The sequence below is a fragment of the Pseudoduganella sp. GCM10020061 genome (genome assembly GCF_042683405.1).
Lineage (GTDB): Bacteria > Pseudomonadota > Gammaproteobacteria > Burkholderiales > Burkholderiaceae_D > Telluria.
In genome coordinates this window covers 884,720-908,604 of the sequence record NZ_JBHUJS010000003.1, presented here as the reverse complement: position 1 = coordinate 908,604, position 23,885 = coordinate 884,720, and the positions used below count along the sequence as shown (strand labels likewise).

The following is a 23,885-nucleotide window of genomic DNA, read 5'->3' as shown; positions in this document are numbered from 1 at the left end:
GCCTTCACCGGGATGACGGACATGATGTCATTACACCAGTTGCAATTATCCCGTGCGCGCGGCGGGTGCTAGAATACAGCGCTGTTTTTTCAACCTGACAATGTGGAGTACCCGTGTTCATCTCTAACGCCTACGCGCAAGCCGCCGCACCTGCGGCCGCCACCAGCAGCCTGACGACCTTCCTGCCACTGATCCTGATGTTCGTGGTCATGTACTTCCTCATGATCCGTCCGCAGCAAAAGCGCGCCAAGGAACAGAAGGCGATGATCGATGCGCTGACCCGCGGCGACGAAGTGGTCACGGCCGGCGGCCTGCTCGGCAAGGTCTCCAAGGTCACCGACGCGCACGTCACCCTGGAAGTCGCGACCGGCGTCGAGATCGTGGTCCAGAAGAACGCCATCACGATGCTGCTGCCGAAAGGCACCCTGAAGTCCATCTGATAAGACCACCATGAATCGCTACCCCGTCTGGAAATACATCCTGATCGTCATCGCGCTGCTGTTCGGCGCGTTGTACACGGCTCCGAACTACTTTGGCGAGTCCCCGGCACTGCAGGTCACGTCCGGCAAGGCCACCGTCAAGGTGACGGACGACACCGCCTCGCGTGTGGAAGCCGCCCTCAAGTCGGAACGCATCGCGCATGACGGCATCAGTCTCGAAGGCGAGGGTGCGACCCGGTCCGTGCGAGCGCGTTTCGCCTCGCCGGACGAACAGTTCAAGGCCAAGCTGGCGCTGGAACACGACCTGAACCGCGACCCGGAAAATGCTGACTTCATCGTCACCGTCAACCTGGCCAAGAACACCCCGCAGTGGATGCAGGCCGTGCGTGCATTGCCGATGAACCTGGGCCTGGACCTGCGCGGCGGCGTCCACTTCCTGATGCAGGTCGACACCAAGGCGGCCGTCGACACCCGCATCAAGGGCCTGCAGGCAGGCATCCGCAGCCAGCTGCGCGACAAGAACGTGCGCCATGCCGGCATCGAGCGCGTGGGCGACCGCATTGAAGTGCGCTTCCGCGACGAGGCGACCCGCACCGCGGCGCAGCAGGTACTGGCAAACGAAATTCCCGACCTGGCCTTCACCAATCTCGCCGACGGCGCCGACTTCAAGCTGGGCGTCACGCTCAAGCCGACCGCGCTGCAGGCGATCATCAGCGAAGGCGTCAAGCAGAACATCTCGACGCTGTCCAAGCGCGTGAACGAACTGGGCACGACCGAGCCGATCATCCAGCAGCAGGGCGCGGACCGCATCGTGGTCCAGCTGCCAGGCGTGCAGGATTCGGCGCACGCGAAGGACATCATCGGCCGCACCGCGACGCTGGAACTGCGCATGGTGGACGAGACCGTCCTGCCGGGCACCGAGTCGGCGGCGAGCGTGCCATTGGATTCCGAGTTCTTCGGCGCGGCGCAGGGCGGCCCGCTGGTCGTGAAGAAGGAAGTGATCCTGACCGGCGACTACATCTCCAGCGCCGTGGCCAGCTTCGACCAGAACCAGCGTCCGGCCGTGTCGATCGACCTGAACGGCGACGGCGGCCGCCGCATGCGCGAAGCGACCCGCGAACGCATCGGCAAGCGCATGGCCATCCTGCTGAAGGAGAAGGGCCAGTACACCATCCTGTCGGCGCCGACCATCCAGGAAGAACTGGGCACCCGATTCCAGATCACCGGCGCGGGCACCGCGGCGGAAGCGGCCGAACTGGCGCTGCTGCTGCGCTCCGGCGCGCTGTCGGCCCCGATGGAAGTGATCGAAGAGCGCGTGGTCGGCCCGCAGCTGGGCGCGGAGAACGTCGAGCGCGGCCTGAAGTCGACGCTGTACGGCTTCATCGCCATCGCGATCTTCATGCTGATCTACTATCACGTGTTCGGCTTCTTCAGCGTGTTCGCGCTGGCGGTCAACGTGCTGCTGCTGCTGGCGATCCTGTCGACCCTGCAGATCACGCTGACGCTGCCCGGTATCGCCGCGATCGCGCTGGCGCTGGGCATGGCGATCGACGCCAACGTGCTGATCAACGAGCGTATCCGCGAAGAGCTGCGTAGCGGCGCCACGCCGCAGGCTGCGATCGCGGCAGGCTTCGAGCGCGCATGGGCCACCATCGTCGACTCCAACGTCACCACCCTGATCGTCGGCCTGGCGCTGCTGGTGTTCGGTTCCGGCGCGGTGCGCGGCTTCGCGGTGGTGCACACGCTCGGCATCCTGACCTCGATGTTCTCGGCGGTGTTTGTCTCGCGCGGCATGGTCAACCTCTGGTACGGCCGCAAGAAAAAGCTGAGCAATATCTCCATCGGCACCGTGTGGAAGCACAACGAAGCCAAGAATTAAGGACGGGATAGAACAAGATGGAATTTTTCAAGATCAAGCGGGACATCCCGTTCATGCGCCACGCGTTGATTTTCAACGTGATCTCGGCGCTGACCTTCGTGGCTGCAGTGTTCTTCCTGTGGAAGAACGGCCTGCACTACTCGGTCGAATTCACCGGCGGCACCGTGATGGAGCTGTCCTACCCGAAGGCGGCCGACCAGGAGAAGATCCGGGCCACGCTGCGTTCGATCGGCTACGAGGCGCCTGAAGTGACCAGCTTCGGCACCGCGCGCGATGTGCTGCTGCGCCTGCCGCCGGCCGACGGCACCGGCGGCACCGACGCGCAACGCGTGTTCGGCGCACTGTGCCAGGCCGAAGGCGGCACGGCACGCCAGATCCAGAACGAAGGCGACACGACGGTGCGCACCAACTGCGTGAACGCGGCGGGCCAGGAAGTGCTGTCGCTCAAGCGCGTGGAATTCGTCGGCCCGTCGGTGGGCGAGGAACTCGCGCAGAACGGCCTGAACGCGCTGGTGATGGTGGTGATCGGCGTGATGGCCTACCTGGCGCTGCGCTTCGAATGGAAGTACGCCGTCTCGGCGATCATCGCGAACCTGCACGACGTGGTCATCATCCTTGGCTTCTTTGCCTACTTCCAGTGGGAGTTCTCGCTGACGGTGCTGGCGGCGGTGCTGGCGGTGCTGGGTTACTCGGTCAACGAATCGGTCGTCATCTTCGACCGGATCCGCGAGAACTTCCGCAAGCAGCGCAAGATGAGCGTGCACGAAGTGATCGATAACGCGATCACCAGCACCATCTCGCGTACCATCATCACCCACGGCAGCACGCAGATGATGGTGCTGTCGATGCTGCTCCTGGGCGGCCACACGCTGCACAACTTTGCACTCGCGCTGACGATCGGTATCTGCTTCGGCATCTACTCGTCGGTGTTCGTTGCGGCAGCGATCGCAATGTGGCTGGGCGTGAAGCGCGAAGACCTGATCAAGCCGGTCAAGGAGCGCGACGAAACCGACGGTGCCGTCGTCTAAGCGAGCCCGCCCCGACCAGAAATGCCGCCCGGCTCGCGCCGCGCGGCATTTTTTTCGGCTGTGCCGTACAGATCGCCGCAGATCACGTAAGTTGCCTCCAGTTATCGCAAGATGACGCCAGAAGCACCGTGTATGCCTTGAAAGGCTGCGGATCGGCACGGATCGGCCCGGATCGGCGAAATAGGGCGGAAATACGCTCCGTATTGACGCAATGGGTTAGAAAACCCGTTTTTCTGGCAGAAAACACGGTTTTTTCGACGATTTCGCCGAAATCTCAGGAGTTGTGTGCGCCACCGCACGGAACAAACGTAGTCGGAATCCTAATATGGACACGTCTCTTTCAGGACATCCCTAGTTTTGGACTTCAGCCCGCTTCCCCAGCGGGCTTTTTTTTGTTCGGCGCGCGTTTGACTTCGGTCATTCCGGGATTTTCCCGCCGAGGAGTATGGTGATCCTTCCCCCTGACGGATTTTGAAAGGAAGCGCCATGAGCCCCGGAAAAATAGCGGCGATCGCCATCATGTTTCCCCTCGCCCTCGGATCCGTCTCGGCCGCCGAGCTGAGCAAGGCGGACCAGGAATACCTGCGCGACCGCGCTCGCACCCTGATGGTCGACGTGCAGGCCGGCCAGCTGGGCAGCAAGACGGCGACGACCGACGAGGTGCGGGCGTTCGCGTACCGGCTGCTGAACGACCACCAGCGCGCGCTGGACAACGTGCGCAAGCTGGCCGCGGCCCGCAAGCTGGAGATTCCCGCGGCCCCCACCGAGCGCGACCTCAAGGCGGTGACACGGTTGAAGGGCATGTCCGGCGTGGAATTCGACGAGGCGTTTATCAGGCGTTCGATCAGCGCGCACAAGGATGGCACCAACGAAGACCGCAAGCGCATGTATGGCACCAAGGACCCCGAGTTGCGCGCGCTGGCCAGCGCCTCGTACGAGGTCGAGACTGCACACCTGGCGCTCGCCAACCGCGCAATGGCAAGCATTCGCGTGCGCTGAGTACGCGGGACGAGCGGGTCAGCGCCGCACGGCGCATAAAGCGCTTGACCCTGACACTAGCGTCAGCATCCACCATGCGTGTTCCACATACCGTCACCACGAAAGGAACACGCATGCATCCTACTTCCCGCGCCCTGTTTGCCGCCATCGCGCTGGCGTTTTCGGCCCACGCATCGGCCAACGTACTGGGCGCGACCGCAGCTTGCGGCACCGGCCCTTCCGACCCGGCCGCCGCCTCGCCCGGCACGCTGGCGCGCGCGCTCTACGAGATCGTGTCCGGCCCGGCCGGCGCCGCCAAGGACTGGGCGCGCCTGCGCCGCCTGCACGCACCGGGCGCCCTGATCACGCCGACGCTGCATGGCGACGGCGGCTTCCTCGCCGCCCCGCAGACGCTGGAACAGTTCATCGGCCTGAACGACAGGCTGTTCGGCCAGCGCGGCTTCTATGAGCGCGAGCTGTCCCAGGACGTGCGCGTGCTGGGGCACGTGGCGCATGTATGGAGTTCGTACGAGACGCGCGAGAAGGTGGACGGCCCCGTGCAGAACCGTGGCGTGAACACCTTCCAGATGCTCAACGACGGGACGCGCTGGTGCATCCTGTCCGCGACCTGGGATGCCGAGAAGCCGGCGCACCCGCTGCCCGCCGTGCTGTGACTCTGCCGCGCGACTACCAGGAGGTGGGCGGGTCGCGCTGCTGTTCCTGCAGCGCCGCCAGGCGTTCGGCGGCGCGCGCGCGGATCTCCGCCAGCGCAGCGATGCGCTGGTCCAGTTCGTCCAGCTTGCGGCCGTATTGCGCGATCACGTCCGGGCAGATGCCGGGACCGGCGGTGCGCGCATCCAGCATCGACACGATCGGGCGGATCTCGTCGAGCGTGAAGCCGTTGCGCAGCAGGGTGCGGATGCGGTCCACGAACTGCACCGCGGACGGATCGAACCGGCGGTAGCCATTCGGCTGGCGCACCGAGACCAGCAAACCGTTCTGTTCGTAGTGGCGCAGCGAGCGCACGCTCGCGCCGGTGCGCGCGGCCAGCTCTCCGATCGACAGCATGGGTGCTACCTCAGCGCATCCGTCAGCGAGCGCACATCGTCCGCCGATTCTTCGAGGATGGCGGCGAGCGTCCCTTCGCCCACCGCGAAGTCGATGGTGCACGCCGCCTGGTGCGTCGTGGCGCCTGGGCGCTGGTGCAGGGGCGACGGGGTAGGGGACAAGTCGTTGGCGAGCATCAGCGTGTCGCCCAGCGTTTCCGGCGGCAGCACGCGCATGCCGTCCCACATGTCCTCCACGGCGGCCAGCACCTGCTGCGGCACGCCCAGCTTGAGCAGTACCCCGCGTCCGACTTCGGCTTCGCCGTGTTCGATCCATTCTTCCGGCTCGCCTTCCAGCAGCCCCGGATATTCCTCGGCGCGCGAGAGCAGGTAAAAGCCGCCGATTTCGTGCACGATGCCGGCAAACAGCGCGGTCTCCGGATCGATGCGGGTGATGCGGCGCGCAATCACCATGGACAGCGCGGCCACGTGGGCCGAATGCTCCCACAGCCGGTTGGACATCTCGCGCAGGGCCGGATCGCGGATGGCGCCGTTCAGCTGGCGCACGATCACGGAAGCGACCAGCGCGTTCAGCGTGCGGAAACCCACGCGCTGCACGGCGCCCTTGACGTTGGTGACTTCGTTGCCGGCGCGGTCGTAGGCTGCGGAGTTGGCGATCGCCACGGTACGGGCGGCCAGCAGCGGCTCGGCCTGGACCAGGCGCGCGGCGGCGTCGAGATGGCAGTCGGGCTCGCTCAGGGCGCGCTGCAGCCTGAGCGTGGCGTCGACGTGCGTGGGGAAGGTCAGTTCGCCGCGGCTGGCTTGCGTGGCGATGTTCCGGAAGGCGTCAAGTCTGTGCATGCAAAAAATAATACTCCAGAAATCACAGAACAAAGATTCCTAGAAGTAAAATTTATTGCATCGCCATGGGACCGTCCCTGCAGGACGGTTCCTGTCTCCATTGAGCGACAGCGGGGCGGTTCAGGGCTCGCCGAAGATGGCGTCGTAGCCGTCCTGGGGGCCGTCCGAATCCTCCAGCTCGTCTTCCAGGCCCATGTCGTCCAGCTCCTCGACCGCATTCATGAAGCTGTTCGGCTTGGTCGCGCCGATCAGGCGGTAGATTTCGCCATCCTCATTGCGCAGGCCGATGATCATCTTCTCCTTGCGCACTTCCGCTTCGCTGGCCTGTTCCAGCAGGATGTTGGCGATGATGGTCTTGTCGTAATTGGCAGGCTTTTTGCCTTGGAGCAGCACGGTTTTCAAATTTTTTCCTCGTTGTGTTCATGTTGGCTGGCGCTGGCCAGCAGCTCCGTCAGGTGCAAGAGCGGCCCGTCGATCGCATCGAAACGTAGCGTTCACCCATAGTGGAGTGATTATATCCGTGCTGGCAAAACTGCATGATCGCACCGGCGCCAGGGGAGCGGCTTGCAACTCCGGTATCATAACGGGCATCCAATCCCGGACCGTCCATGCCCGCTACCGCAGCCCATGCCATTTGAAGACCTTGCGCGCCTCGCGCAGGAGAAGCCGCTGCGCGTCCTGCTGATCCACGCGGGCGAACCGGATGCGCTGACCTGGTCCGGCCTGTACCAGCCCCTGCGCCTGGCCGCCAAGATCCTCGGCCCCGAGCGCCTGCACGTGGACGTGCGCCATCCCGACAAGTTTGCCTCCGAAGCGCAGCGCCACTGGCACCTGGTGCTGCTGGTGGCCGACGAGGCGCAGGCGGCATTGCGTCCGGCCCAGCTGCGCGTGGTCAGCGAGCGCTGCCGCAGCGCCCAGTTCTGGGGCGGCGTCGGCGCGGGCGTGCTGTGGCTGGCCGACTGCGGCGCCCTGAACGGGGTGCGCAGCGCCCTGCCGTGGGCGCTGTACGCCGAAGTCGACACCGCTGCCGAGCACGCCATCCTCATCCCCAATCTCTACGAGATGGACGGCAACCGCCTGACCTGTTGTGGCGGGGCTGCCAGCATCGACTTCGCCCTGACGCTGGTCGAGTCGATGTTCGGCGCCGGCGTCCAGGCCCAGATAAAGGAAACGCTGTGCATCGACCGGGTGCGCGGCCGCGAAGAGCGCCAGCGCGTCGCCCTGCAGGCGCGCTTCGGGACGCTGCAGCCCAAGCTGTCCGAAGCGGTCACCCTGATGGAAGCCAACATCGAGGAACCGCTCTCGACCGACGACATCGCCAACCTGGTCGGCCTGTCGCGGCGCCAGCTGGAGCGCCTGTTCAAGCAATACCTCGACAGCCTGCCGTCGCGCTACTACCTGGAGCTGCGGCTGCGCCGCGCCCGCCAGTTGCTGCTCGACACCAACTATTCCATCGTCCAGGTTGGCCTGATGTGCGGCTTCTCGTCCGGCTCGCACTTTTCCACCGCCTTCGGCGCCCTGTTCGGCAACACCCCGCGCGAAGAGCGCCAGCGCAAGCTCTCCACCCGCTAACCGCAAAATGGGGACAGACCCCGCCCAAAATGGGGACAGACCCCATTTCCAGACTTCGGAAATGGGGTCTGTCCCCATTTTGGGTCTGTCCCCATTTTGGGGGCGGGAAAAGCGAAAAATACTGTCGCAGTTTCAAAAGAATCTTGCACTTGCGTTTCCTATAATGGCTTGATCCGCCGTTGCGAACACAGCAATGGCAACTTCGACCCCACGGATGAGGACCGCACATGAACGCAATGACCGAGACTGCCACCACCCGCCCTGTCACGCGACAGACTTTCGACGACGTCCTGGTGCCTACCTATGCGCCCGCCGCCATGGTGCCGGTGCGCGCTTCGGGCCTCGACCTGTGGGACCAGTCCGGCAAGCACTACCTCGATTTCACCTCCGGCATCGCGGTGTCGAGCCTGGGCCACTGCAACCCGAAGCTGGTCTCGGCCCTCACCGAGCAGCTCAACAAGGTCTGGCACCTGGGTAACGGCTACACCAACGAGCCGGTGCTGCGCCTGGCGCTGGCGCTGACCGAAGCCACCTTCGCCGACCGCGCCTTCTTCTGCAACTCCGGCGCCGAAGCCAACGAAGGCGCGCTCAAGCTGGCGCGCAAGTACGCGCACGAGAAGTTCGGTCCGCACAAGTCGCGCATCATCTCCTGCCTGTCCTCGTTCCACGGCCGCACCCTGTTTACCGTGTCGGTCGGCGGCCAGCCGAAGTACACCGAAGGCTTCGAGCCGCTGCCGCCGGCGATCGACCATATCCGCTACAACGACATCGAGTCCGCGCGCGCCGCGATCACCGACGACGTGGCAGCCGTGATCGTCGAGCCGATCCAGGGCGAGGGCGGCGTGATCCCGGGCGACACCGCGTTCCTGAAGGCGCTGCGCGAGCTGTGCGACCAGACCGGCGCGCTGCTGGTGTTCGACGAAGTGCAGTCCGGCGTGGGCCGCACCGGCGCGCTGTACGCCTACATGCAGCACGGCGTGACCCCGGACATCCTGACCTCGGCCAAGGCGCTTGGTAACGGCTACCCGATCGGCGCCATGCTGACCACCAACGAGATCGCGCAGCACTTCGGCGTCGGCTCGCACGGCACCACCTACGGCGGCAACCCGCTGGCCGCGACCGTGGCGCTGAACGTGATCGAAACGATCAACCAGCCGGAATTCCTGGCGCGCGTCAAGGAAGCATCCGCCAGGATCATGGCCAACCTGGACAAGCTGGGCGCCGACTACCCAACCGTGTTCGGCAAGGCGCGCGGCGCCGGCCTGCTGATCGGCCTGCCGCTGGCCGACGCCTACAAGGGCCGCGCCAAGGACTTCACCAAGGCCGCCGAAGCGCTCGGCCTGATGCTGCTGATCGCCGGCACCGACGTGATCCGCATGGCGCCTGCGCTGATCGTCTCGGACGAGCAGATCGCCGAGGCAGACCGCCTGCTGCGCCAGGCCGTCGAGACCATCGTCAACGCAGCCTGACGACCTGTCAGCGGCCCGCCGGCGCGCCCGGCGGGCCGTTGCGCATATCAACGCTCATCCAGCGGAGACCACATGTTTGTTGTCCGTCCCGTAGCACACACGGATATCGATGCGCTCGAATCGCTCGCCCACGAGTCGATGCCGGGCGTGCACACGCTGCCGAGGACCCGCGAGCAGATCGCCGCTTCGGTGGAACTCTCGATCGCCTCCTTCGCCGCCCACGTCGACATCCCCAGCGAGGAGTCGTACATGCTGGTGCTGGAGGAAGCCGAGACCGGCGCCATCGCCGGCACCGCCGCGATCCACGCATCGGCCGGCTCCAACGGCACCTATTTCTCGTTCCGCAATGACGTGATCCAGCAGGTCTCGCGCGACCTGAACGTCAGCCACAGCGTGCACGCGCTGACGCTGTGCTCGGAACTGACCGCCTACTCGCAGCTGTCCGCCTTCTACGTGCGCGACCGCGCGCATGCCGGTCCCGAGGCGGCGCTGCTGTCGCGCGCGCGCCTGATGTTCGCCGTGCTGGCGCCGCACCGCTTCGCCGACCGCTTCTTCGTGCCGCTGGCCGGCATCACCGACGCCAACGGCAACTCGCCGTTCTGGGACGCGCTGGGCCGCAAGTTCTTCAAGATGGACTTCCTGGACGCAGAGCGCGTGATCGGCGGCGCCCGCAACCGCACCCTGATCGTCGAACTGATGCCGCACTACCCGGTCTACGTGCCGCTGCTGCCGGGCGATGCGCAGGCTGCGATGGGCCAGATCCATCCGGACGGCGAACTCGCATTCCGCCTGCTGGCCGAGGAGGGCTTCGAGGCCGACGAATACATCGACATCTTCGATGGCGGCCCGATCCTGCAGGCGCACAAGCACAGCCTGCGCACCTTCACCAGCTCGCTGCAGCGCCGCGTGTCGGACGAGCCGCAGGCCTTCAGCGAAGCCTCGACCACCTACGCGGTCGCCACCGGCGCCGGCGCGCGCTTCCGTGCCGTCATCGTCGAATGCCCGCCGCTGGACCAATCCGATACCGTGACCCTGTCCACCCAGGCGCGCCGCCTGCTTGGCGTTTCCGCGGGCGACTCGGTCGTCTGCGTTCGCATCTAAGGAGCTACCCATGCTGGTCATCCGTGCAATCAAAGCCGCCGACCTCGACGCCCTGATGGAAATGGCGCGCGGCGCCGGCAGCGGCATGACGACGCTGAAGCCGGACCGCGTGCTGCTCGGCGCGCGCGTCGACACCGCGGTCGCCTCGTTCGCCGAAGAGATCCCGCCCGAAAAGCGCGACTACATGTTCGTGATGGAGGACCTGGCGAACAACGTCATCGCCGGCGTGTGCGCGATCAAGGGCGCGGTCGGCCTGGACGAGCCGTTCTACAACTACCGCATCGGCACGCTGGTGCATTCGAGCCGCGAACTGAACGTGTTCACGCGCATGGAAACGCTGTACCTGTCGAACGACCTGACCGGATCGACCGAACTGTGCTCGCTGTTCCTGCGTCCCGAATACCGCAGCGGGAACAACGGAAAGTGGCTGTCCAAGAGCCGCTTCCTGTTCATCGCGCAGTTCCCGCACCTGTTCACCGAGCGCCTGATCGCCGAGATGCGCGGCTACCAGTCCGAGGACGGCCGCGTGCCGTTCTACGAGGGCCTGGGCCGCCACTTCTTCAAGGCCGACTTCAACCACGTCGACGAGCTGACGGGGCTGGGCAAGAAGTCCTTCATCGCCGAGCTGATGCCGCGCCAGCCGATGTACGTGGACTACCTGCCGCAGGACGCGCGCGAGACCATCGGCCGCGTGCACACCAATACCGTGCCTGCGCGCCGGCTGCTGGAGGCGGAAGGCATGCACTTCGAAGGCTACGTCGACATTTTCGATGCCGGCCCGGTCCTGCAGGCCCGCATCACCGAACTGCGTGCGATGCGCGAGAGCGAGCTGGTGACGGTCGACCCGCAGGCGCAGTCCGAGGACACCGAGCCGCTGATCGTCTCCAACACGGGCATGCGCGATTTCCGCATGATCCTGGCGCGCACCAATCCGGTCGGCGGCAGGCTCGCCCTGACGGACCAGGAACGCGAACAGCTGCACTGCCAGCCGGGCGAGCAGGTACGCACGCTGACACTCAACGTAAGGAAGAAATAAATGGCAAACCTGTCGAACTTCATCAACGGCGAGTGGCTGGCCGGTTCCGGCCGCGAGCTGGAAACCATCGATCCCTCCACCGGCCGCCAGACCTGGACCAGCAACGAATCGACCGCGGACGACGTGGCGCGCGCCGTGCAGGCCGCGCGCGGGGCCTTCGACGCATGGGCCGAACTGGACGTGCAGGAGCGCATCGCGATCACCCGCAAGTTTCGCGACCTGCTGAAGGAAAACGCCGAGGACCTGGCCGCGACCATCGCCGAGGAAGTCGGCAAGCCGCTGTGGGAAGCGCGCACCGAAGTGACCACCATGGCCAACAAGGTCGACATCTCGGTGCAGTCGTACGAGCAGCGCACCGGCGAGACCTCGGCCAAGGTCGCCGACGGCAACGCCGTGCTGCGCCACCGCCCGCTCGGCGTGTTCGCCGTCTACGGCCCGTACAACTTCCCCGGCCACCTGCCGAACGGGCATATCGTTCCCGCCCTCATCGCGGGCAACACGATCGTGTTCAAGCCGAGCGAATTCGCGCCGCGCACCGCCGTCAAGACCGTGCAACTGTGGGAGCAGGCAGGCCTGCCGAAGGGCGTGCTGAACCTGGTCAACGGCGGCCGCGACACCGGTATCGCGCTGGGACAGAACCAGGACATCGATGGCGTACTGTTCACCGGTTCCAGCCAGACCGGCACCGCGCTGCACAAGCAGTTCGGCGGCCAGCCCGGCAAGATGCTGGCGCTGGAAATGGGCGGCAACAACCCGCTGGTGGTGTGGGACGTCAAGGACATGGACGCCGCCGTGCACCATGCCGTGATGTCGGCCTTCATTTCGGCCGGCCAGCGCTGCACCTGCGCGCGCCGCCTGATCGTCAAGGATGGCGCCGAGGGCGACGCCTTCGTCAAGCGCCTGGTCGACGTGGCCTCGAAGCTGTCGGTCGGCCCGTCCAAGGCCGAGCCGCAACCGTTCATGGGGCCTGTGGTGTCGGCCGCAGTCGCGAAGCGCCTGGTGCAGGCACAGGCCGAGATGGCCGAAAAGGGCGGCAAGGTGCTGCTGCAGATGACGCAGCCCGATCCGAATGCGGGCTTCGTCACCGCCGGCATCGTCGACACCACCGACGCGCAGGGCATCGCGGACGAGGAATGGTTCGGTCCATTGCTGCAGGTGGTGCGCGTGAAGGACTTCGACAGTGCGATCAAGGCGGCCAACAATACCGAATTCGGCCTGGCCGCCGCGCTGCTGTCGAACGACGAAGCGCTGTGGAAGAAATTCAGCATCAAGGCGCGCGCCGGCATCGTCAACTGGAACCGCCCGACCACGGGCGCCGCCAGCTCCGCACCGTTCGGCGGCGTCGGCAAGTCCGGCAACCTGCGCCCGAGCGCCTACTATGCAGCGGACTACTGCGCCTATCCGGTCGCATCGATCGAAACGTCCGAACTGGAGCTGCCGGCCAAGCTCTCGCCCGGCCTTTCCCTGTAAGAGGAGGATCGCATGACCGCACGCGAATTCAATTTCGACGGCCTGGTCGGCCCGTCGCACAACTATGCCGGACTCTCGTTCGGCAACGTGGCGTCGTTCTCGAACGTGAAGAGCGCATCGAACCCGAAGCAGGCCGCCCTGCAGGGCCTGGCCAAGATGCGCGAGCTGTCGCGCCGCGGCTTCGCGCAGGCGCTGCTGCCGCCGCAGGACCGGCCGAACATGCGCCTGCTGCGCCGCCTCGGCTTCACCGGCACCGACGCGCAGGTGCTGGAAAAGGCGTACAAGGAAGCGCCGGTGATCCTCGCCTGCGCCTACTCCGCTTCGTCGATGTGGACCGCGAACGCGGCCACCGTCAGCCCGTCGGCGGACACGCATGACAAGCGCGTCCACTTCACGCCCGCGAACCTGAACAACAAGCTGCACCGCTCCGAGGAGCACGTGCAGACCGAGCGCACGCTGCGAGCCATCTTCAAGGACGACAAGTACTTCGCGGTGCACCCGGCGCTGCCTTCCACCGGCGCGTTCGGCGACGAGGGCGCGGCCAACCACACCCGCCTGTGCGCCACGCACGGCAGCCGCGGCGTGGAGTTCTTCGTGTACGGCCGCGTCGAGTTCGATCCTTCGGCGCCGCATCCGAAGAAATACCCTGCGCGACAGACCTTCGAGGCGTCGCAGGCGGTCGCGCGCCTGCACGGCCTGGACCTGGAGCGCACCGTGTTCGCGTCGCAGAATCCGGACGTGATCGACATGGGCGTGTTCCACAACGACGTGATCGCAGTCGGCTCGGGCAACGTGCTGTTCTACCACGAGCTGGCCTTCGCCAACGAGGCGGCGACGATCGCCGACCTGCGCAACGCGATGGCGCTCGATAACGCCGAGCTGGTTCCGGTGCGCGTCCCGGCTGCAGACGTGACGGTCGCCGACGCGGTGGCCAGCTACCTGTTCAACAGCCAGCTGCTGCAAAAGCCGAATGGCAAGATGGCGCTGGTGGTGCCGCAGGAGTGCCACGAGAACGCGGCGGTCGCGCACTACCTCGACGGCATGGTCGGCAGCGGCGGCCCGATCGAGGAACTGATCCACTTCGACCTGCGCCAGTCGATGCGCAACGGCGGCGGGCCTGCCTGCCTGCGCCTGCGTGTGGTACTAACCGCCGAGGAGGCGCAGGCGATGCACCAGGGCGTGATCATGACCGAGGCGCTGTACGCCAGGCTGGTCGCGTGGGTCGAAAAGCACTACCGCGACCGCGTCGAACCGCAGGACCTCGCCGATGCACAGTTCGCACGCGAATGCCAGCAAGCGCTGGAAGACTTGACCCAGGTCCTCGATTTGCCGGGCCTGTACGACTTATAATTCCGAGGTTTATTTTTAACGGGCCAACCCCGTTGCAATTCTGGCAGCAAAGTGGAAGCCACAAGCCGAAGCCGGCCGCCGGACACCCAAAACAGTATGGAGAAGCAGATGAATCAACAGCCTAACGATTTGCGTCAACAGACGCTGGACCTGGTCAATGCCAGCATGCCCGCCGGCGACAACGGCCAGGTGCCAAGCCTGATCGCTGCCTGGCTCGGCTCGCTGGACGACGAAGACCTGGCAGGCACCTCGCCGGCCAGCCTCGCGCCAGTGCTGTGGGAAGGCTTCCGCCAGGCGTCCAAGCGCATCGTGCCAGGCTGCCAGATCGCCCAGCTGCGCTACCAGGACGCCAGCGGCGCGCCTGCTTCGGCCCTGCTGATCCTGAACGACGACATGCCATACCTGGTCGATTCGATCGTGATGGCGATGCGCCGCGAGAAAGTGGTCGCATCGTCCGTTCTGAACGCCGTGCTGCCGGTGCGCCGCGACGCGAACGGGATGGTGGTGTCGGTGTGCGAAGCCGGCACCCCGCTGGAATCCATGATCGTCTGCCTGCTGGCGGAAGAACTGAACGCCGACGAAATGTCCTCGCTGGTCGGCCGCATCCAGATGGTGGCGCGCGACGCCGCCGTGGTGCGCCGTGACGCGCTGGCGATGGCCGACCGCCTGACCTCCGTGGCCGCCGCTTCGGCGCAGCAGGGTCCGGAAGGCCAGGAAGTTGCCGCTTTCCTCGAATGGGCCAAGAACGAAGGCTTCGAGCCGTTCGGCTACGCCTACTATTTCGTCAAGCCGGGCTCGAACGAGCTGGAACGCGACATCCCGAGCCGCATCGGCGTGCTGCAGGACACCGCGCATCCGGTGTACGGCACCTGCCTGGCCAACATCCCGGGCCAGCTCGACGCGCTGGGCGCGCGCCAGCACCCGCTGTCGATCGTCAAGGCCGACGTCGAAGGCACGCTGCACCGCGACACCCCGCTCGACTTCATCGGCGTGCGCGCCAATGACGAGAAGGGCAATATCGTCGGCGAACACTGCTTCGTCGGCCTGTTCACCCGCGCCGGCAACTCGACCCCGCTGGCGCGCCTGCCGTTCGCGCGCGGCCGCGTCACCAAAGTGCTGTCGATCGCCGGCGTGCGCCAGGAGGGCTTCCGCGCCGAGAAATTCATCGAGATCCTCGAATCGCTGCCGCGCACCGAAGCGCTGGAAGCCGATCCGGAATGGCTGGCGCAGGTGTGCAGCTCGGTGGTGTCGCTGTACAAGCAGCCGCGCGCCAAGGTGTTCGCGCGCCGCGACGTGTACGGCCGCCACATGAACGTACTGGTGTACCTGCCGCGCGAGCGCTACTCCGCAGCCGTCGTGCACTCGCTGTCGCAGGCGCTGAAGGACAGCACCGGCGCCAACGACGTGCGCACCCAGACCCTGGTCGCCGACGGCCCGCTGGCGCGCGTCTACCTGATCGCGCGCGGTGCACGCCACCCGCTGGACCTGCAGGCCGACATCGAGTATCCGCTGATGGCGGTGCTGGGCGGCTGGCACAACACGTTCGACGCGCTGACCGGCCATGTTACCGACTCCGACCTGCGCAACAACCTGCGCAAGCTGGGCGCCACCCTGCCGGTCAACTATGTCGCGGCGACCGATCCTGAAGTGGCGTTCCGCGACCTGCAGAAGATCCTGTCGAACGGCTCGGACGACCATGTTTCGGTGCGCATCGACACCGGCGCCAATGGCGCATCGATCCGCATCTACTCGGTCAACAAGGTGCCGCCGCTGTCGCGCCTGCTGCCATCGCTGGCCAATGCCGGCATCGGCATCGAGCGCGAGCATTCGCACTACATCACCATCGAAGGCAAGCGCCACTACGTGACCAGCCTGACCGCCGACGATGCCAGCGACGCCAAGCTGGCCAACCCGCAGGTGGTGCGCGTGGCCGAAGAGCTGTTCGAGTCCCTGTTCAACGACCAGGCCGAAGACGGCCGCATGAACGGCCTCGTGATCGAAGGCGGCCTGTCGGTGCGCGAAGTGCAGCTGGTGCGCGCCTACATCAGCTACTGGCGCCAGGCCGGTTCCAAGTTCACCGTGCGCTACATCGCCGACTGCCTGCGCCGCCAGCCGGCCCTGGTCAAGGAACTGGTGGAAGCCTTTATCAAGCGCTTCGATCCGCAAGGCGGCGACGCCGCGCGTGCCGAGGGCAACGAAATGCTGGCGTCGATCAAGTCGCGCCTGGCCACCATCAACCACGCCGACACCGAGGAGATCTTCGCCGCGCTGATCGAACTGATGTCGGTCACCCTGCGCACCAACTACTTCCAGAACGCCCAGCAGGGCGACAAGATCATCTTCAAGTTCGACACCTCGAACCTGGCGCTGGTCCCCGAGCCGCGTCCGTACCGCGAGATCTACGTGTTCTCGCGCCGCTTCGAAGGCGTGCACCTGCGCGGCGGTCCGGTTGCCCGCGGCGGACTGCGCTGGTCGGACCGCATGGAAGACTACCGCACCGAGGTCCTTGGCCTGGTCAAGGCGCAGATGGTCAAGAACGCCGTCATCGTGCCGGCCGGCGCCAAGGGCGGCTTCGTCTGCAAGCAGATGCCTGCCGACGCGGTGCGCGAGCAGATCGCGGCCGAAGGCGAGGCATGCTACCGCCTGTTCATCTCCAGCCTGCTGGAAGTGACCGACAACCGCGTGCGCGGCGAGATCGTGCCGCCGGCCGACACCGTGCGCTACGACCAGGATGATCCGTATCTGGTGGTGGCAGCCGACAAGGGCACCGCGACCTTCTCCGACATCGCCAACAGCATCGCGGTTTCGCGCGGCTTCTGGCTGGGCGACGCGTTCGCGTCGGGCGGCTCGAACGGCTACGACCACAAGAAGATGGGCATTACCGCCAAGGGCGCGTTCGAAGCGGTCAAGCGCCACTTCTACGAGCTGGGCCACGACATGGCGACCGAGCCGTTCACCGCGGTCGGCGTGGGCGACATGTCCGGCGACGTGTTCGGCAACGGCGCGCTGCTGTCGAACCAGATGAAACTGGTCGCTGCATTCGACCACCGCCATATCTTCCTGGATCCGACGCCGGACGTCGCGGTGTCGTTCGCCGAGCGCCAGCGCATGTTCGCGCTGCCGCGCTCCTCGTGGGAAGACTACAACAAGGACCTGATCTCGAAGGGCGGCGGCGTGTTCCCGCGCAGCGCCCGCACCATCGAACTGACGCCTGAAGTGCGCGCGGCGCTGGACATCGAAGAGACCTCGCTGGCCCCGCAGGAACTGATGCACCGCATCCTGCTGGCGCCGGTGGACCTGTTCTACAACGGCGGCATCGGCACCTACATCAAGGCATCGACCGAAACCCATGCACAGGTCAAGGACCGCGCCAACGACAACATCCGTGTCGACGGCCGTGAACTGCGCGCCCGCATCGTGGCCGAAGGCGGCAACCTGGGCGCGACCCAGGCCGGCCGTATCGAGTTCGCGCTGCACGGCGGCCGCATCTTCACCGATGCGATCGACAACTCCGCCGGCGTGGACTGCTCCGACCACGAAGTGAACGCCAAGATCTGGCTGGACACCGAAGTCAACGCAGGCAAGCTGTCCGAAGAGGACCGCAACAAGCTGCTGTTCGACATGACCGGCGACATCGAAGACCTGGTCCTGCGCGACAACACCCTGCAGACCCACCTGCTGACCCGCGAGTGGCAGGCGCAGTCGAACCCGGACGTGGTCGACGGCTATGCGGCGCTGATCACCGCGCTGGAGAAGGAAGGCGCGGTCAACCGCGAGCTGGAGCAGCTGCCGACCGACACCGTGCTGGCGTCGCGCAAGGAAGCGGGCATCGGCCTGACCACGCCGGAACTGGCGGTCGTCATCGCCAACGTCAAGAACCGCTACAAGCGCACCCTGTCCGCGCTGCCGCTGGTGGACGAGCCATGGGCCGAAACCGTGCTCAAGCCGTACTTCCCGGCCATGATGGTGGAGAGCCGCAGCGCGCTGGAGCACCCGCTGGCGAACGCGATCCTGGCGACCGTGCTGGCCAACGAGTCGGTCAACCGTTGCGGTCCGCTGATGCTGCGCGAGATGGCCATTTCGCACAACGTCGACGAAACCGAAGTGGTCAAGGCATGGGGCCAGGCATGGTCCGCACTGCACCTGGCGCCGGTGTTCGAGGCGCTGGACGCGGACGCGCTGAAGATCCCGCGTGACGTCTCGATCAAGGTCGATGCGCGCACCCGCGTGATGTTCAAGGGCGTGATCGAAGGCGTCCTGTCCGTGGGCGGCGACAAGCAGCGCGCGGCGGAAGGCATGGCGGAACTGACCCGCCTGTTCGCCGACCCGGCAATGCTGGCCGCCCTGGCGCCTGCGCATGCCGACGCCGACACCGCGGCCGGCATCTCGCCGGCGTTTGCCAAGGCCTGGAAAGCGGTCGACGCGATCGACTCGGTGGCAAGCTTCGTGTTCTCGGCAGTCTCGGTGACCCGTCCGACCGGCATGTCGCTGGCCCAGTTCCTGCAAGTGGGCATGGCCCTGCGCAGCCAGGCCGGCATCGACACGCTGGAACGCGGCCTGAAGCTGTCGGCCACCAGCAAGTCGCAGGAACAGCTGCGCAGCTATGCGCAGCAGGCCCTGCGCCGCACGCAACAGCGCCTGCTGGCGCAGGTGCTGGCAAGCTCCAACGGCGGCAACACCTCGGACGCAGTCAAGCAGGTCACCAGCACCATGGGCCTGTCCGGCTATGCGCAGGCGACCGACCTCGAGCAGGCAATGCTCGACGTGTGGGCGCTGTCCGAAGCAGCCAACACCGTGGCGAAATGACGCAAGGGGTCCCTGCCGCTGTCCGCGCGCTGGCCGAAGCTGATTTCAGCGAGGTCGCGCGCCGGTTCGGCGCCGCCGGATTCACGGTCGGGCTGCCCGCCAGGGGCATCCTGACCGTGCGCTCCGGCGCCGTAGCGCAGGCGGCACCACGGATGGCCAGCCCGGCCAGCGTGCTGCTGTCCGTCGGCGTGCATGGCGACGAGACGGGGCCGATCGAAATGGTCGCCCACGTGCTCGAAGCCCTGTCGCGCGAACCGTCGGCGCTGGCGGTGGACCTCATGCTTTGCGTCGGCAATATCGACGCCATCTCGCAGGGCAAGCGTTTCATCGACGCTGACCTGAACCGCATGTTCCGGTCCGAGCGCGGCTCGCTGGCAGGGACCGCGGAGTCGGCCCGCGCCGATGCGATGATCGCCGCCACCGCCGGCTTCTTCGCCGGGGCGGGACCGGAGCGCTGGCACCTCGACCTGCACACCGCGATCCGCCCGTCCTACTACCCGGCCTTCGCGATCGTGCCCGAGCTGATCGCGCAGGGGCCGAAGGAAAAGCTGATCTCATGGATGGGAGCGGCCGGGATCGGCGCGATCATCATGAACCCGTCGTCCGCCGGCACCTACAGCTACTATTCGGCCGAACACCACGGCGCCGCTGCTGCCACCGTGGAGCTGGGCCGGATCGGCACGCTGGGGCAGAACGACATCGGCCAGTTCGCCGATGCCCAGCGCGCGCTCGATGCGCTGCTGCGCGGCGGCGCCACGCAGGCCGGCAAGGCGCCCCATGTGTTCAAGGTGGCGCAGAACATCATCAAGCTGTCCGAGTCGTTCTCCATGAACTTCGGCAGCGAGACGCAGAACTTCACCTCGGCGCCGCGCGGAATGGTGATCGCCACCGACGGCGACACCACCTACACGGTGCAGCACGAGAGCGAAATGATCGTGTTCCCGAATCCGGGCGTCCGGCCCGGGCTGAGGGCAGGGATGATGGTGGTGCGGATCGCGTAATTTTGCGGTTCAGCCCCCGAAAAATGCAGGCTATCGCATAACGCCGCCCCACCCGGGCGGCGTTTTGCTATCGTTAGCCGGTCAATAACAATAAGGGACTTCACCATGCGTACTCTTTCCGTCCTCGCCCTCGCCTGCGCCACCCTGCTGGGCGGCTGCGCCATCGTGATCGCGCCGGGTAACGGCGAATCCGGCATCTACACCGCCTGGAGCAGCAAGACCACCGTCGGCAACGGCAACCTGCAGGCAGAGCGCCGCGACGTCGTCGCCCTGCGTTCGCTGAACCTCGGCGGCCGCATGCAGGCCGACGTGCGCGTCGGCGGCACCCCGTCGCTGGAGATCGAGGCGGACAGCAACCTGCTGCCGCTGGTCAGGACCGAACAGACCGGCGACACGCTGCGCATCTGGATGGAAGGCAGCGTCAAGACCGACAACCCGATCCGCGTGCGCTACACCGTCGCGTCGCTGGACCATGTCACCACCGCCGGCTCCGGCCGCCTGAACGTGACGGGCCTGAACGGCGGCACCTTCACGCTGATCGCCAGCGGCTCGGGCCGCACCGAATTGTCCGGCCGCGTCGACCGCCTGAATGCGCAGCTGACCGGCTCCGGCGGCGTCATCGCCACCGGCCTGACCGTGGGCGACGCCAACGTCGGCCTGAATGGCTCCGGCAGCATGGTGCTGGGCAGCGTCAGCGGCCGCTCGCTGTCGGCGAACCTGAACGGTTCCGGCCAGATCGAAGCAGGCGGCAATGTCGAAAAGCTCAACGCCAGCGTGCACGGCTCCGGCGGCGCCAACTTCGCGCGCCTGTCCAGCCAGACCGCTGACCTGTACAGCAACGGCTCCGGCGACATCTCCGCCATCGTCAAGGACGCGGTCATCGCCAAGTCGAACGGCTCCGGCCACATCACCGTCTACGGCAATCCTGCGCAGCGCACCGTCAGCGGCAAGCGCGTCCAGGTCGTCAACTAAAATAGAGCGGGGGACTGTCCCCGATGGGGGGCAGTCCCCGGCTCTTGCGCCGGCACCCGGGACCGGTCCCCTGCAACGCCTGACTGGACCAACATGCCTACCAAGCTTCTCCGCGGCCTCTGCGCCGCAGCACTCCTCACGCTTTCTTCCGTGCCCGCGTTCGCGCAAGCCGTCGCCGCCGAACAGGAACCAGTCCACGTCAGCGCCCTGCGCAATCCTGAATTGAAGCGTTACCGCGCCATGGCAGCAGGCCTCGACGCATTCGACGACAACCGCGCCCTGGCTCCGCAGGCGAAGGAGCTGCGCTTCAAGCTGCGTCCACGCGCCAGCGCCGCGTCCGACGCGATGGACAAGCTGACCCTGCACATCACCGGCGACACCGTGTCGATTCCCGTGCCGATCGGCACGGACGGCAGTTTCGTCCTGCCGCGCAGCGAGCAGGCGGACGACGAAAACGCCGACCTCATGCTGAACAAGAAGAAGGGAGGCTTCCGCTGGCATGCCGACGTGCGCAGCGCCGGCGTACCGGACGGCATGCGCCGGCTGGGCGACCTGCGCCTGGAATGCCGGGTCATGGTCGCCGTGGCCAAGGAAGAGATGCCGCTGTGGGTCAAGCTGCTCGTCAACAGCTTCCTGTTGACCACCGACTGGTGCAGCGTCGAGAAGCTGCAGCTGTCGAGCCGCGCCGACCGCAAGATCAGTGCGGCGACGCTGGTGGACGGCGCGGTGCGCAAGCCGCTCGAACTCAGCGACGAGGGCATGGGCTTCGTCGCGCCGCTGGGCGACCGCCGCTTCCCGAACGACGCGCGGATCGAATTCCAGTTCGCAGCCGACGCTCCTGCCGTCCCGGCCGAATAGCGGCCCGCCGTCCCGGCGCCAGGGCGGCATTCGGCTGGGATGACGGCGTTGGCCGCACGCGGTCGTGCAAATTGCGGCCGGTGCATCGTTTTTTGTCTTTCACTCAGTAAAACGGCCCTATAATCGCTAGGTTTTTTTCCCGCGACTGAGGACACCCGTGACGACCACGAACCCTGGCTATAAGCTGTTCCGCACCAAACCGGTAGCAAAGCACCCCGATGGCCAAGGCCAGGGAGAGCTGAAACGGACGCTCGGCGCCTTCCCGCTGACGATGATCGGCGTGGGCGCGACCATCGGCACCGGCATCTTCTTCACCATGGTCGAAGCGGTTCCCAAGGCCGGTCCGTCGGTGATCCTGTCCTTCCTGCTCGCGGCGATTACCGCCGGCCTCACGGCACTGTGCTATGCGGAACTGGCCTTCAAGATCCCCGCATCCGGTTCCGCTTATTCCTTTGCCTACGCTTCGCTGGGCGAATTCGCCGCCTTCATCGTCGCTGCCTGCGTGCTGCTCGAATATGGACTGGCCGCGAGCGCCGTGGCGATCGGGTGGTCGGATTACCTGAACAATTTCCTGGTCAATTCAACGGGCTACGAGATATTGCGCGAGCTGCGCTCGCCCATGATCGTCTCGACCGACCACGGCGTCGAATTCCGTCCGGGGCACATCAACCTGCCGCCGATCCTGCTGGTCGCGATGTGCGGCGTGCTGCTGCTGCGCGGCGCCAAGGAGTCGGCCACCGCGAATAACGTCATGGTGATGATTAAGCTGGCGATCCTGCTGTTCTTCGTCGCGATCGCCTTTACCGGTTTCGACGCGGCCAACTTCACCCCATTCTTCAATACCGACAACTCCAAGGGCCTCGCGGGCATGGCCGGCATCACGGCCGCTGCCGGCACCGTGTTCTTCTCCTTCATCGGCCTCGATACCGTCGCCACGGCGGGCGAAGAAGTCAAGGACCCGCGCCGCAACGTCCCGCTGGGCATCCTGGCCGCGCTGGTCATCGTGACCGTGTTCTACATGCTGGTGGCAGTGGCCGCCGTGGGCGCGCAGCCTGCGGCCATGTTCGCGCACCAGGAAGCCGGCCTTGCCGTGATCCTGCAGAACGTCACCGGCCAGGCCTGGCCTGCGCTGATCCTGTCCGCAGGCGCGGTGATCTCGGTGTTCTCTGTTACCCTGGTGACCATCTACGGCCAGACCCGCATTCTGTACGCCGTGTCGCGCGATGGCCTGATCTCGCCGTCGTTCCACAAGGTGGGCGAGCGCAGCGGAGCGCCGGTCAGCAACACGGTCCTGGTGTGCATCGTGGTGGCGGTGATCGCCGGCCTGGTGGACTCCACCTTCCTGTGGGACATGGTGTCGATGGGTACGCTGACCGCATTCATCGTGGTCTCGATCGCGGTGCCGGTAATGCGCCGCCGCGAGACGCCGGGCGCGCCGGTGGAAGGCTTCCGCGTGCCATTCGGCCCGTACGTGATCCCGTGCCTGTCGGTCGCAGCCTGTCTGTACATCATGGTGGGGCTGCCGCCGTCGACCTTCCGCATCTTCCTGATCTGGATGGCGGTCGCGGTCCTGACCTACTTCACCTACAGCGTGCGCAACTCGCGCCTGAACCGCAGCTAATACTATGCAGGGGCAGCGCAAACGTGCTGCCCTTCATTCAGCCTGCTCTGCCTCGGTTTACCGAGGCAATCAACCTCGCGACAGCGGACCTGTACGCGGCGCTGTCCTCCCTTTGTCTACAGCGAGCACCTGCACGATCAGCATGCTTTGCCAGCGCCTTATTCAAGAGCGTTTTGACTGAGCCGTGGAGCGCTTGCCACTCGGCGAGCGCATCCTGATGGAGAAGAGACGGTAAGGAGCGCTGGCTGATCGTTCAGAGCTCGTCAAGGCTTACCTCGACCAGCCGCGATTTATCGGCGAGGCGAGCGAGGACGGTCTGTTGTAGATCCCGGTCGGCCAACTCGTCCAGCAGGGCTTGTAAATAAAAAAAGCCCGCTTGGAAGCGGGCTTTTTGATG

General features: G+C 66.0%; 19 protein-coding genes. 16 read left to right on the top strand and 3 right to left on the bottom strand.

The genetic code is table 11. From position 1 onward, the window contains the following. The first annotated feature begins 113 nt into the window (after positions 1 to 113). The 5 genes from yajC (at position 114) to ACFSQR_RS11495 (ending at position 4,999) form a co-directional block, all read left to right on the top strand. The gene (gene yajC / locus ACFSQR_RS11515) at positions 114 to 440 is read left to right on the top strand and encodes a preprotein translocase subunit YajC (RefSeq protein ID WP_377729922.1); all 327 of its coding nucleotides are present in this window, start codon (positions 114 to 116) and stop codon (positions 438 to 440) included. Positions 441 to 450: 10 nt separating this feature from the next. Beyond that, positions 451 to 2,319 carry a protein translocase subunit SecD gene (gene secD, locus ACFSQR_RS11510; protein ID WP_377729921.1) on the top strand — a complete coding sequence of 623 codons (1,869 nt, stop codon included), beginning with the start codon at positions 451 to 453 and terminating at the stop codon, positions 2,317 to 2,319. A gap of 17 nt (positions 2,320 to 2,336) precedes the next feature. Beyond that, positions 2,337 to 3,347 (top strand): protein translocase subunit SecF, encoded by a 1,011-nt coding sequence (gene secF / locus ACFSQR_RS11505; RefSeq protein ID WP_377729920.1) that lies wholly within the window; start codon positions 2,337 to 2,339, stop codon positions 3,345 to 3,347. A gap of 486 nt (positions 3,348 to 3,833) precedes the next feature. Beyond that, positions 3,834 to 4,346 carry a DUF4142 domain-containing protein gene (locus ACFSQR_RS11500; protein WP_377729919.1) on the top strand — a complete coding sequence of 171 codons (513 nt, stop codon included), beginning with the start codon at positions 3,834 to 3,836 and terminating at the stop codon, positions 4,344 to 4,346. Between the two features lie 113 nt (positions 4,347 to 4,459). Then, positions 4,460 to 4,999, top strand: a complete 540-nt coding sequence (locus ACFSQR_RS11495; RefSeq protein WP_377729918.1) for a hypothetical protein — start codon at positions 4,460 to 4,462, stop codon at positions 4,997 to 4,999. A gap of 13 nt (positions 5,000 to 5,012) precedes the next feature. Here the strand turns inward: ACFSQR_RS11495 and ACFSQR_RS11490 are convergent, their stop codons facing one another. The 3 genes from ACFSQR_RS11490 to ACFSQR_RS11480 all read right to left on the bottom strand — a co-directional run bounded on the left by ACFSQR_RS11490 (position 5,013) and on the right by ACFSQR_RS11480 (position 6,634). Then, complete coding sequence (locus ACFSQR_RS11490; protein WP_377729917.1) at positions 5,013 to 5,393, bottom strand: MerR family transcriptional regulator; 381 nt, start codon at positions 5,391 to 5,393, stop codon at positions 5,013 to 5,015. Between the two features lie 5 nt (positions 5,394 to 5,398). Then, on the bottom strand, positions 5,399 to 6,232 hold the full coding sequence (locus tag ACFSQR_RS11485) for an HDOD domain-containing protein (RefSeq protein WP_377729916.1): 834 nt from the start codon (positions 6,230 to 6,232) through the stop codon (positions 5,399 to 5,401). Between the two features lie 120 nt (positions 6,233 to 6,352). Then, the gene (locus ACFSQR_RS11480) at positions 6,353 to 6,634 is read right to left on the bottom strand and encodes a hypothetical protein (RefSeq protein WP_377729915.1); all 282 of its coding nucleotides are present in this window, start codon (positions 6,632 to 6,634) and stop codon (positions 6,353 to 6,355) included. 225 nt (positions 6,635 to 6,859) lie between these two features. Between ACFSQR_RS11480 and ACFSQR_RS11475 the strand changes: the two genes are divergently transcribed. The 11 genes from ACFSQR_RS11475 (at position 6,860) to ACFSQR_RS11425 (ending at position 23,488) form a co-directional block, all read left to right on the top strand. Beyond that, positions 6,860 to 7,804, top strand: coding sequence for a GlxA family transcriptional regulator (locus tag ACFSQR_RS11475; protein ID WP_377729914.1), 945 nt, complete (start codon positions 6,860 to 6,862; stop codon positions 7,802 to 7,804). A gap of 227 nt (positions 7,805 to 8,031) precedes the next feature. After that, complete coding sequence (gene astC, locus ACFSQR_RS11470) at positions 8,032 to 9,273, top strand: acetylornithine/succinylornithine family transaminase (protein ID WP_377729913.1); 1,242 nt, start codon at positions 8,032 to 8,034, stop codon at positions 9,271 to 9,273. A gap of 72 nt (positions 9,274 to 9,345) precedes the next feature. Continuing rightward, on the top strand, positions 9,346 to 10,374 hold the full coding sequence (locus ACFSQR_RS11465) for an arginine N-succinyltransferase (RefSeq protein WP_377729912.1): 1,029 nt from the start codon (positions 9,346 to 9,348) through the stop codon (positions 10,372 to 10,374). A gap of 10 nt (positions 10,375 to 10,384) precedes the next feature. Next, positions 10,385 to 11,410: an arginine N-succinyltransferase gene (astA, locus tag ACFSQR_RS11460; RefSeq protein WP_377729911.1), complete on the top strand. Its 1,026-nt coding sequence runs from the start codon at positions 10,385 to 10,387 to the stop codon at positions 11,408 to 11,410. Further along, positions 11,411 to 12,880 carry a succinylglutamate-semialdehyde dehydrogenase gene (gene astD, locus ACFSQR_RS11455; RefSeq protein WP_377729910.1) on the top strand — a complete coding sequence of 490 codons (1,470 nt, stop codon included), beginning with the start codon at positions 11,411 to 11,413 and terminating at the stop codon, positions 12,878 to 12,880. A 12-nt stretch (positions 12,881 to 12,892) separates the two neighbouring features. Continuing rightward, positions 12,893 to 14,230 carry an N-succinylarginine dihydrolase gene (gene astB, locus ACFSQR_RS11450; protein WP_377729909.1) on the top strand — a complete coding sequence of 446 codons (1,338 nt, stop codon included), beginning with the start codon at positions 12,893 to 12,895 and terminating at the stop codon, positions 14,228 to 14,230. Between the two features lie 108 nt (positions 14,231 to 14,338). Continuing rightward, the gene (locus ACFSQR_RS11445; protein ID WP_377729908.1) at positions 14,339 to 19,036 is read left to right on the top strand and encodes an NAD-glutamate dehydrogenase domain-containing protein; all 4,698 of its coding nucleotides are present in this window, start codon (positions 14,339 to 14,341) and stop codon (positions 19,034 to 19,036) included. After that, positions 19,033 to 20,037 (top strand): succinylglutamate desuccinylase, encoded by a 1,005-nt coding sequence (locus ACFSQR_RS11440; RefSeq protein WP_377729907.1) that lies wholly within the window; start codon positions 19,033 to 19,035, stop codon positions 20,035 to 20,037. The genes ACFSQR_RS11445 and ACFSQR_RS11440 overlap by 4 nt, the downstream gene beginning before the upstream one ends. A 105-nt stretch (positions 20,038 to 20,142) precedes the next feature. Then, positions 20,143 to 21,009 (top strand): GIN domain-containing protein, encoded by an 867-nt coding sequence (locus tag ACFSQR_RS11435; protein WP_377729906.1) that lies wholly within the window; start codon positions 20,143 to 20,145, stop codon positions 21,007 to 21,009. Between the two features lie 93 nt (positions 21,010 to 21,102). Then, positions 21,103 to 21,867 carry a hypothetical protein gene (locus ACFSQR_RS11430; RefSeq protein WP_377729905.1) on the top strand — a complete coding sequence of 255 codons (765 nt, stop codon included), beginning with the start codon at positions 21,103 to 21,105 and terminating at the stop codon, positions 21,865 to 21,867. Positions 21,868 to 22,024: 157 nt separating this feature from the next. Then, entirely contained in the window at positions 22,025 to 23,488 is a 1,464-nt protein-coding gene (locus tag ACFSQR_RS11425; protein WP_377729904.1) for an APC family permease, read from the top strand. The last annotated feature ends 397 nt before the right edge of the window (positions 23,489 to 23,885 follow it).

Bases quoted from the DNA above. Each gene is read 5' to 3' on its own strand.
- secF (WP_377729920.1), top strand. From the start codon at position 2,337: ATGGAATTTTTCAAGATCAAGCGGGACATCCCGTTCATGCGCCACGCG.
- astC (WP_377729913.1), top strand. From the start codon at position 8,032: ATGAACGCAATGACCGAGACTGCCACCACCCGCCCTGTCACGCGACAG.
- ACFSQR_RS11485 (WP_377729916.1), bottom strand. From the start codon at position 6,232: ATGCACAGACTTGACGCCTTCCGGAACATCGCCACGCAAGCCAGCCGC.
- ACFSQR_RS11475 (WP_377729914.1), top strand. From the start codon at position 6,860: ATGCCATTTGAAGACCTTGCGCGCCTCGCGCAGGAGAAGCCGCTGCGC.
- astA (WP_377729911.1), top strand. From the start codon at position 10,385: ATGCTGGTCATCCGTGCAATCAAAGCCGCCGACCTCGACGCCCTGATG.
- ACFSQR_RS11500 (WP_377729919.1), top strand. From the start codon at position 3,834: ATGAGCCCCGGAAAAATAGCGGCGATCGCCATCATGTTTCCCCTCGCC.
- ACFSQR_RS11490 (WP_377729917.1), bottom strand. From the start codon at position 5,393: ATGCTGTCGATCGGAGAGCTGGCCGCGCGCACCGGCGCGAGCGTGCGC.
- ACFSQR_RS11465 (WP_377729912.1), top strand. From the start codon at position 9,346: ATGTTTGTTGTCCGTCCCGTAGCACACACGGATATCGATGCGCTCGAA.
- astB (WP_377729909.1), top strand. From the start codon at position 12,893: ATGACCGCACGCGAATTCAATTTCGACGGCCTGGTCGGCCCGTCGCAC.
- ACFSQR_RS11495 (WP_377729918.1), top strand. From the start codon at position 4,460: ATGCATCCTACTTCCCGCGCCCTGTTTGCCGCCATCGCGCTGGCGTTT.
- astD (WP_377729910.1), top strand. From the start codon at position 11,411: ATGGCAAACCTGTCGAACTTCATCAACGGCGAGTGGCTGGCCGGTTCC.
- ACFSQR_RS11445 (WP_377729908.1), top strand. From the start codon at position 14,339: ATGAATCAACAGCCTAACGATTTGCGTCAACAGACGCTGGACCTGGTC.
- ACFSQR_RS11440 (WP_377729907.1), top strand. From the start codon at position 19,033: ATGACGCAAGGGGTCCCTGCCGCTGTCCGCGCGCTGGCCGAAGCTGAT.
- secD (WP_377729921.1), top strand. From the start codon at position 451: ATGAATCGCTACCCCGTCTGGAAATACATCCTGATCGTCATCGCGCTG.
- ACFSQR_RS11435 (WP_377729906.1), top strand. From the start codon at position 20,143: ATGCGTACTCTTTCCGTCCTCGCCCTCGCCTGCGCCACCCTGCTGGGC.
- ACFSQR_RS11430 (WP_377729905.1), top strand. From the start codon at position 21,103: ATGCCTACCAAGCTTCTCCGCGGCCTCTGCGCCGCAGCACTCCTCACG.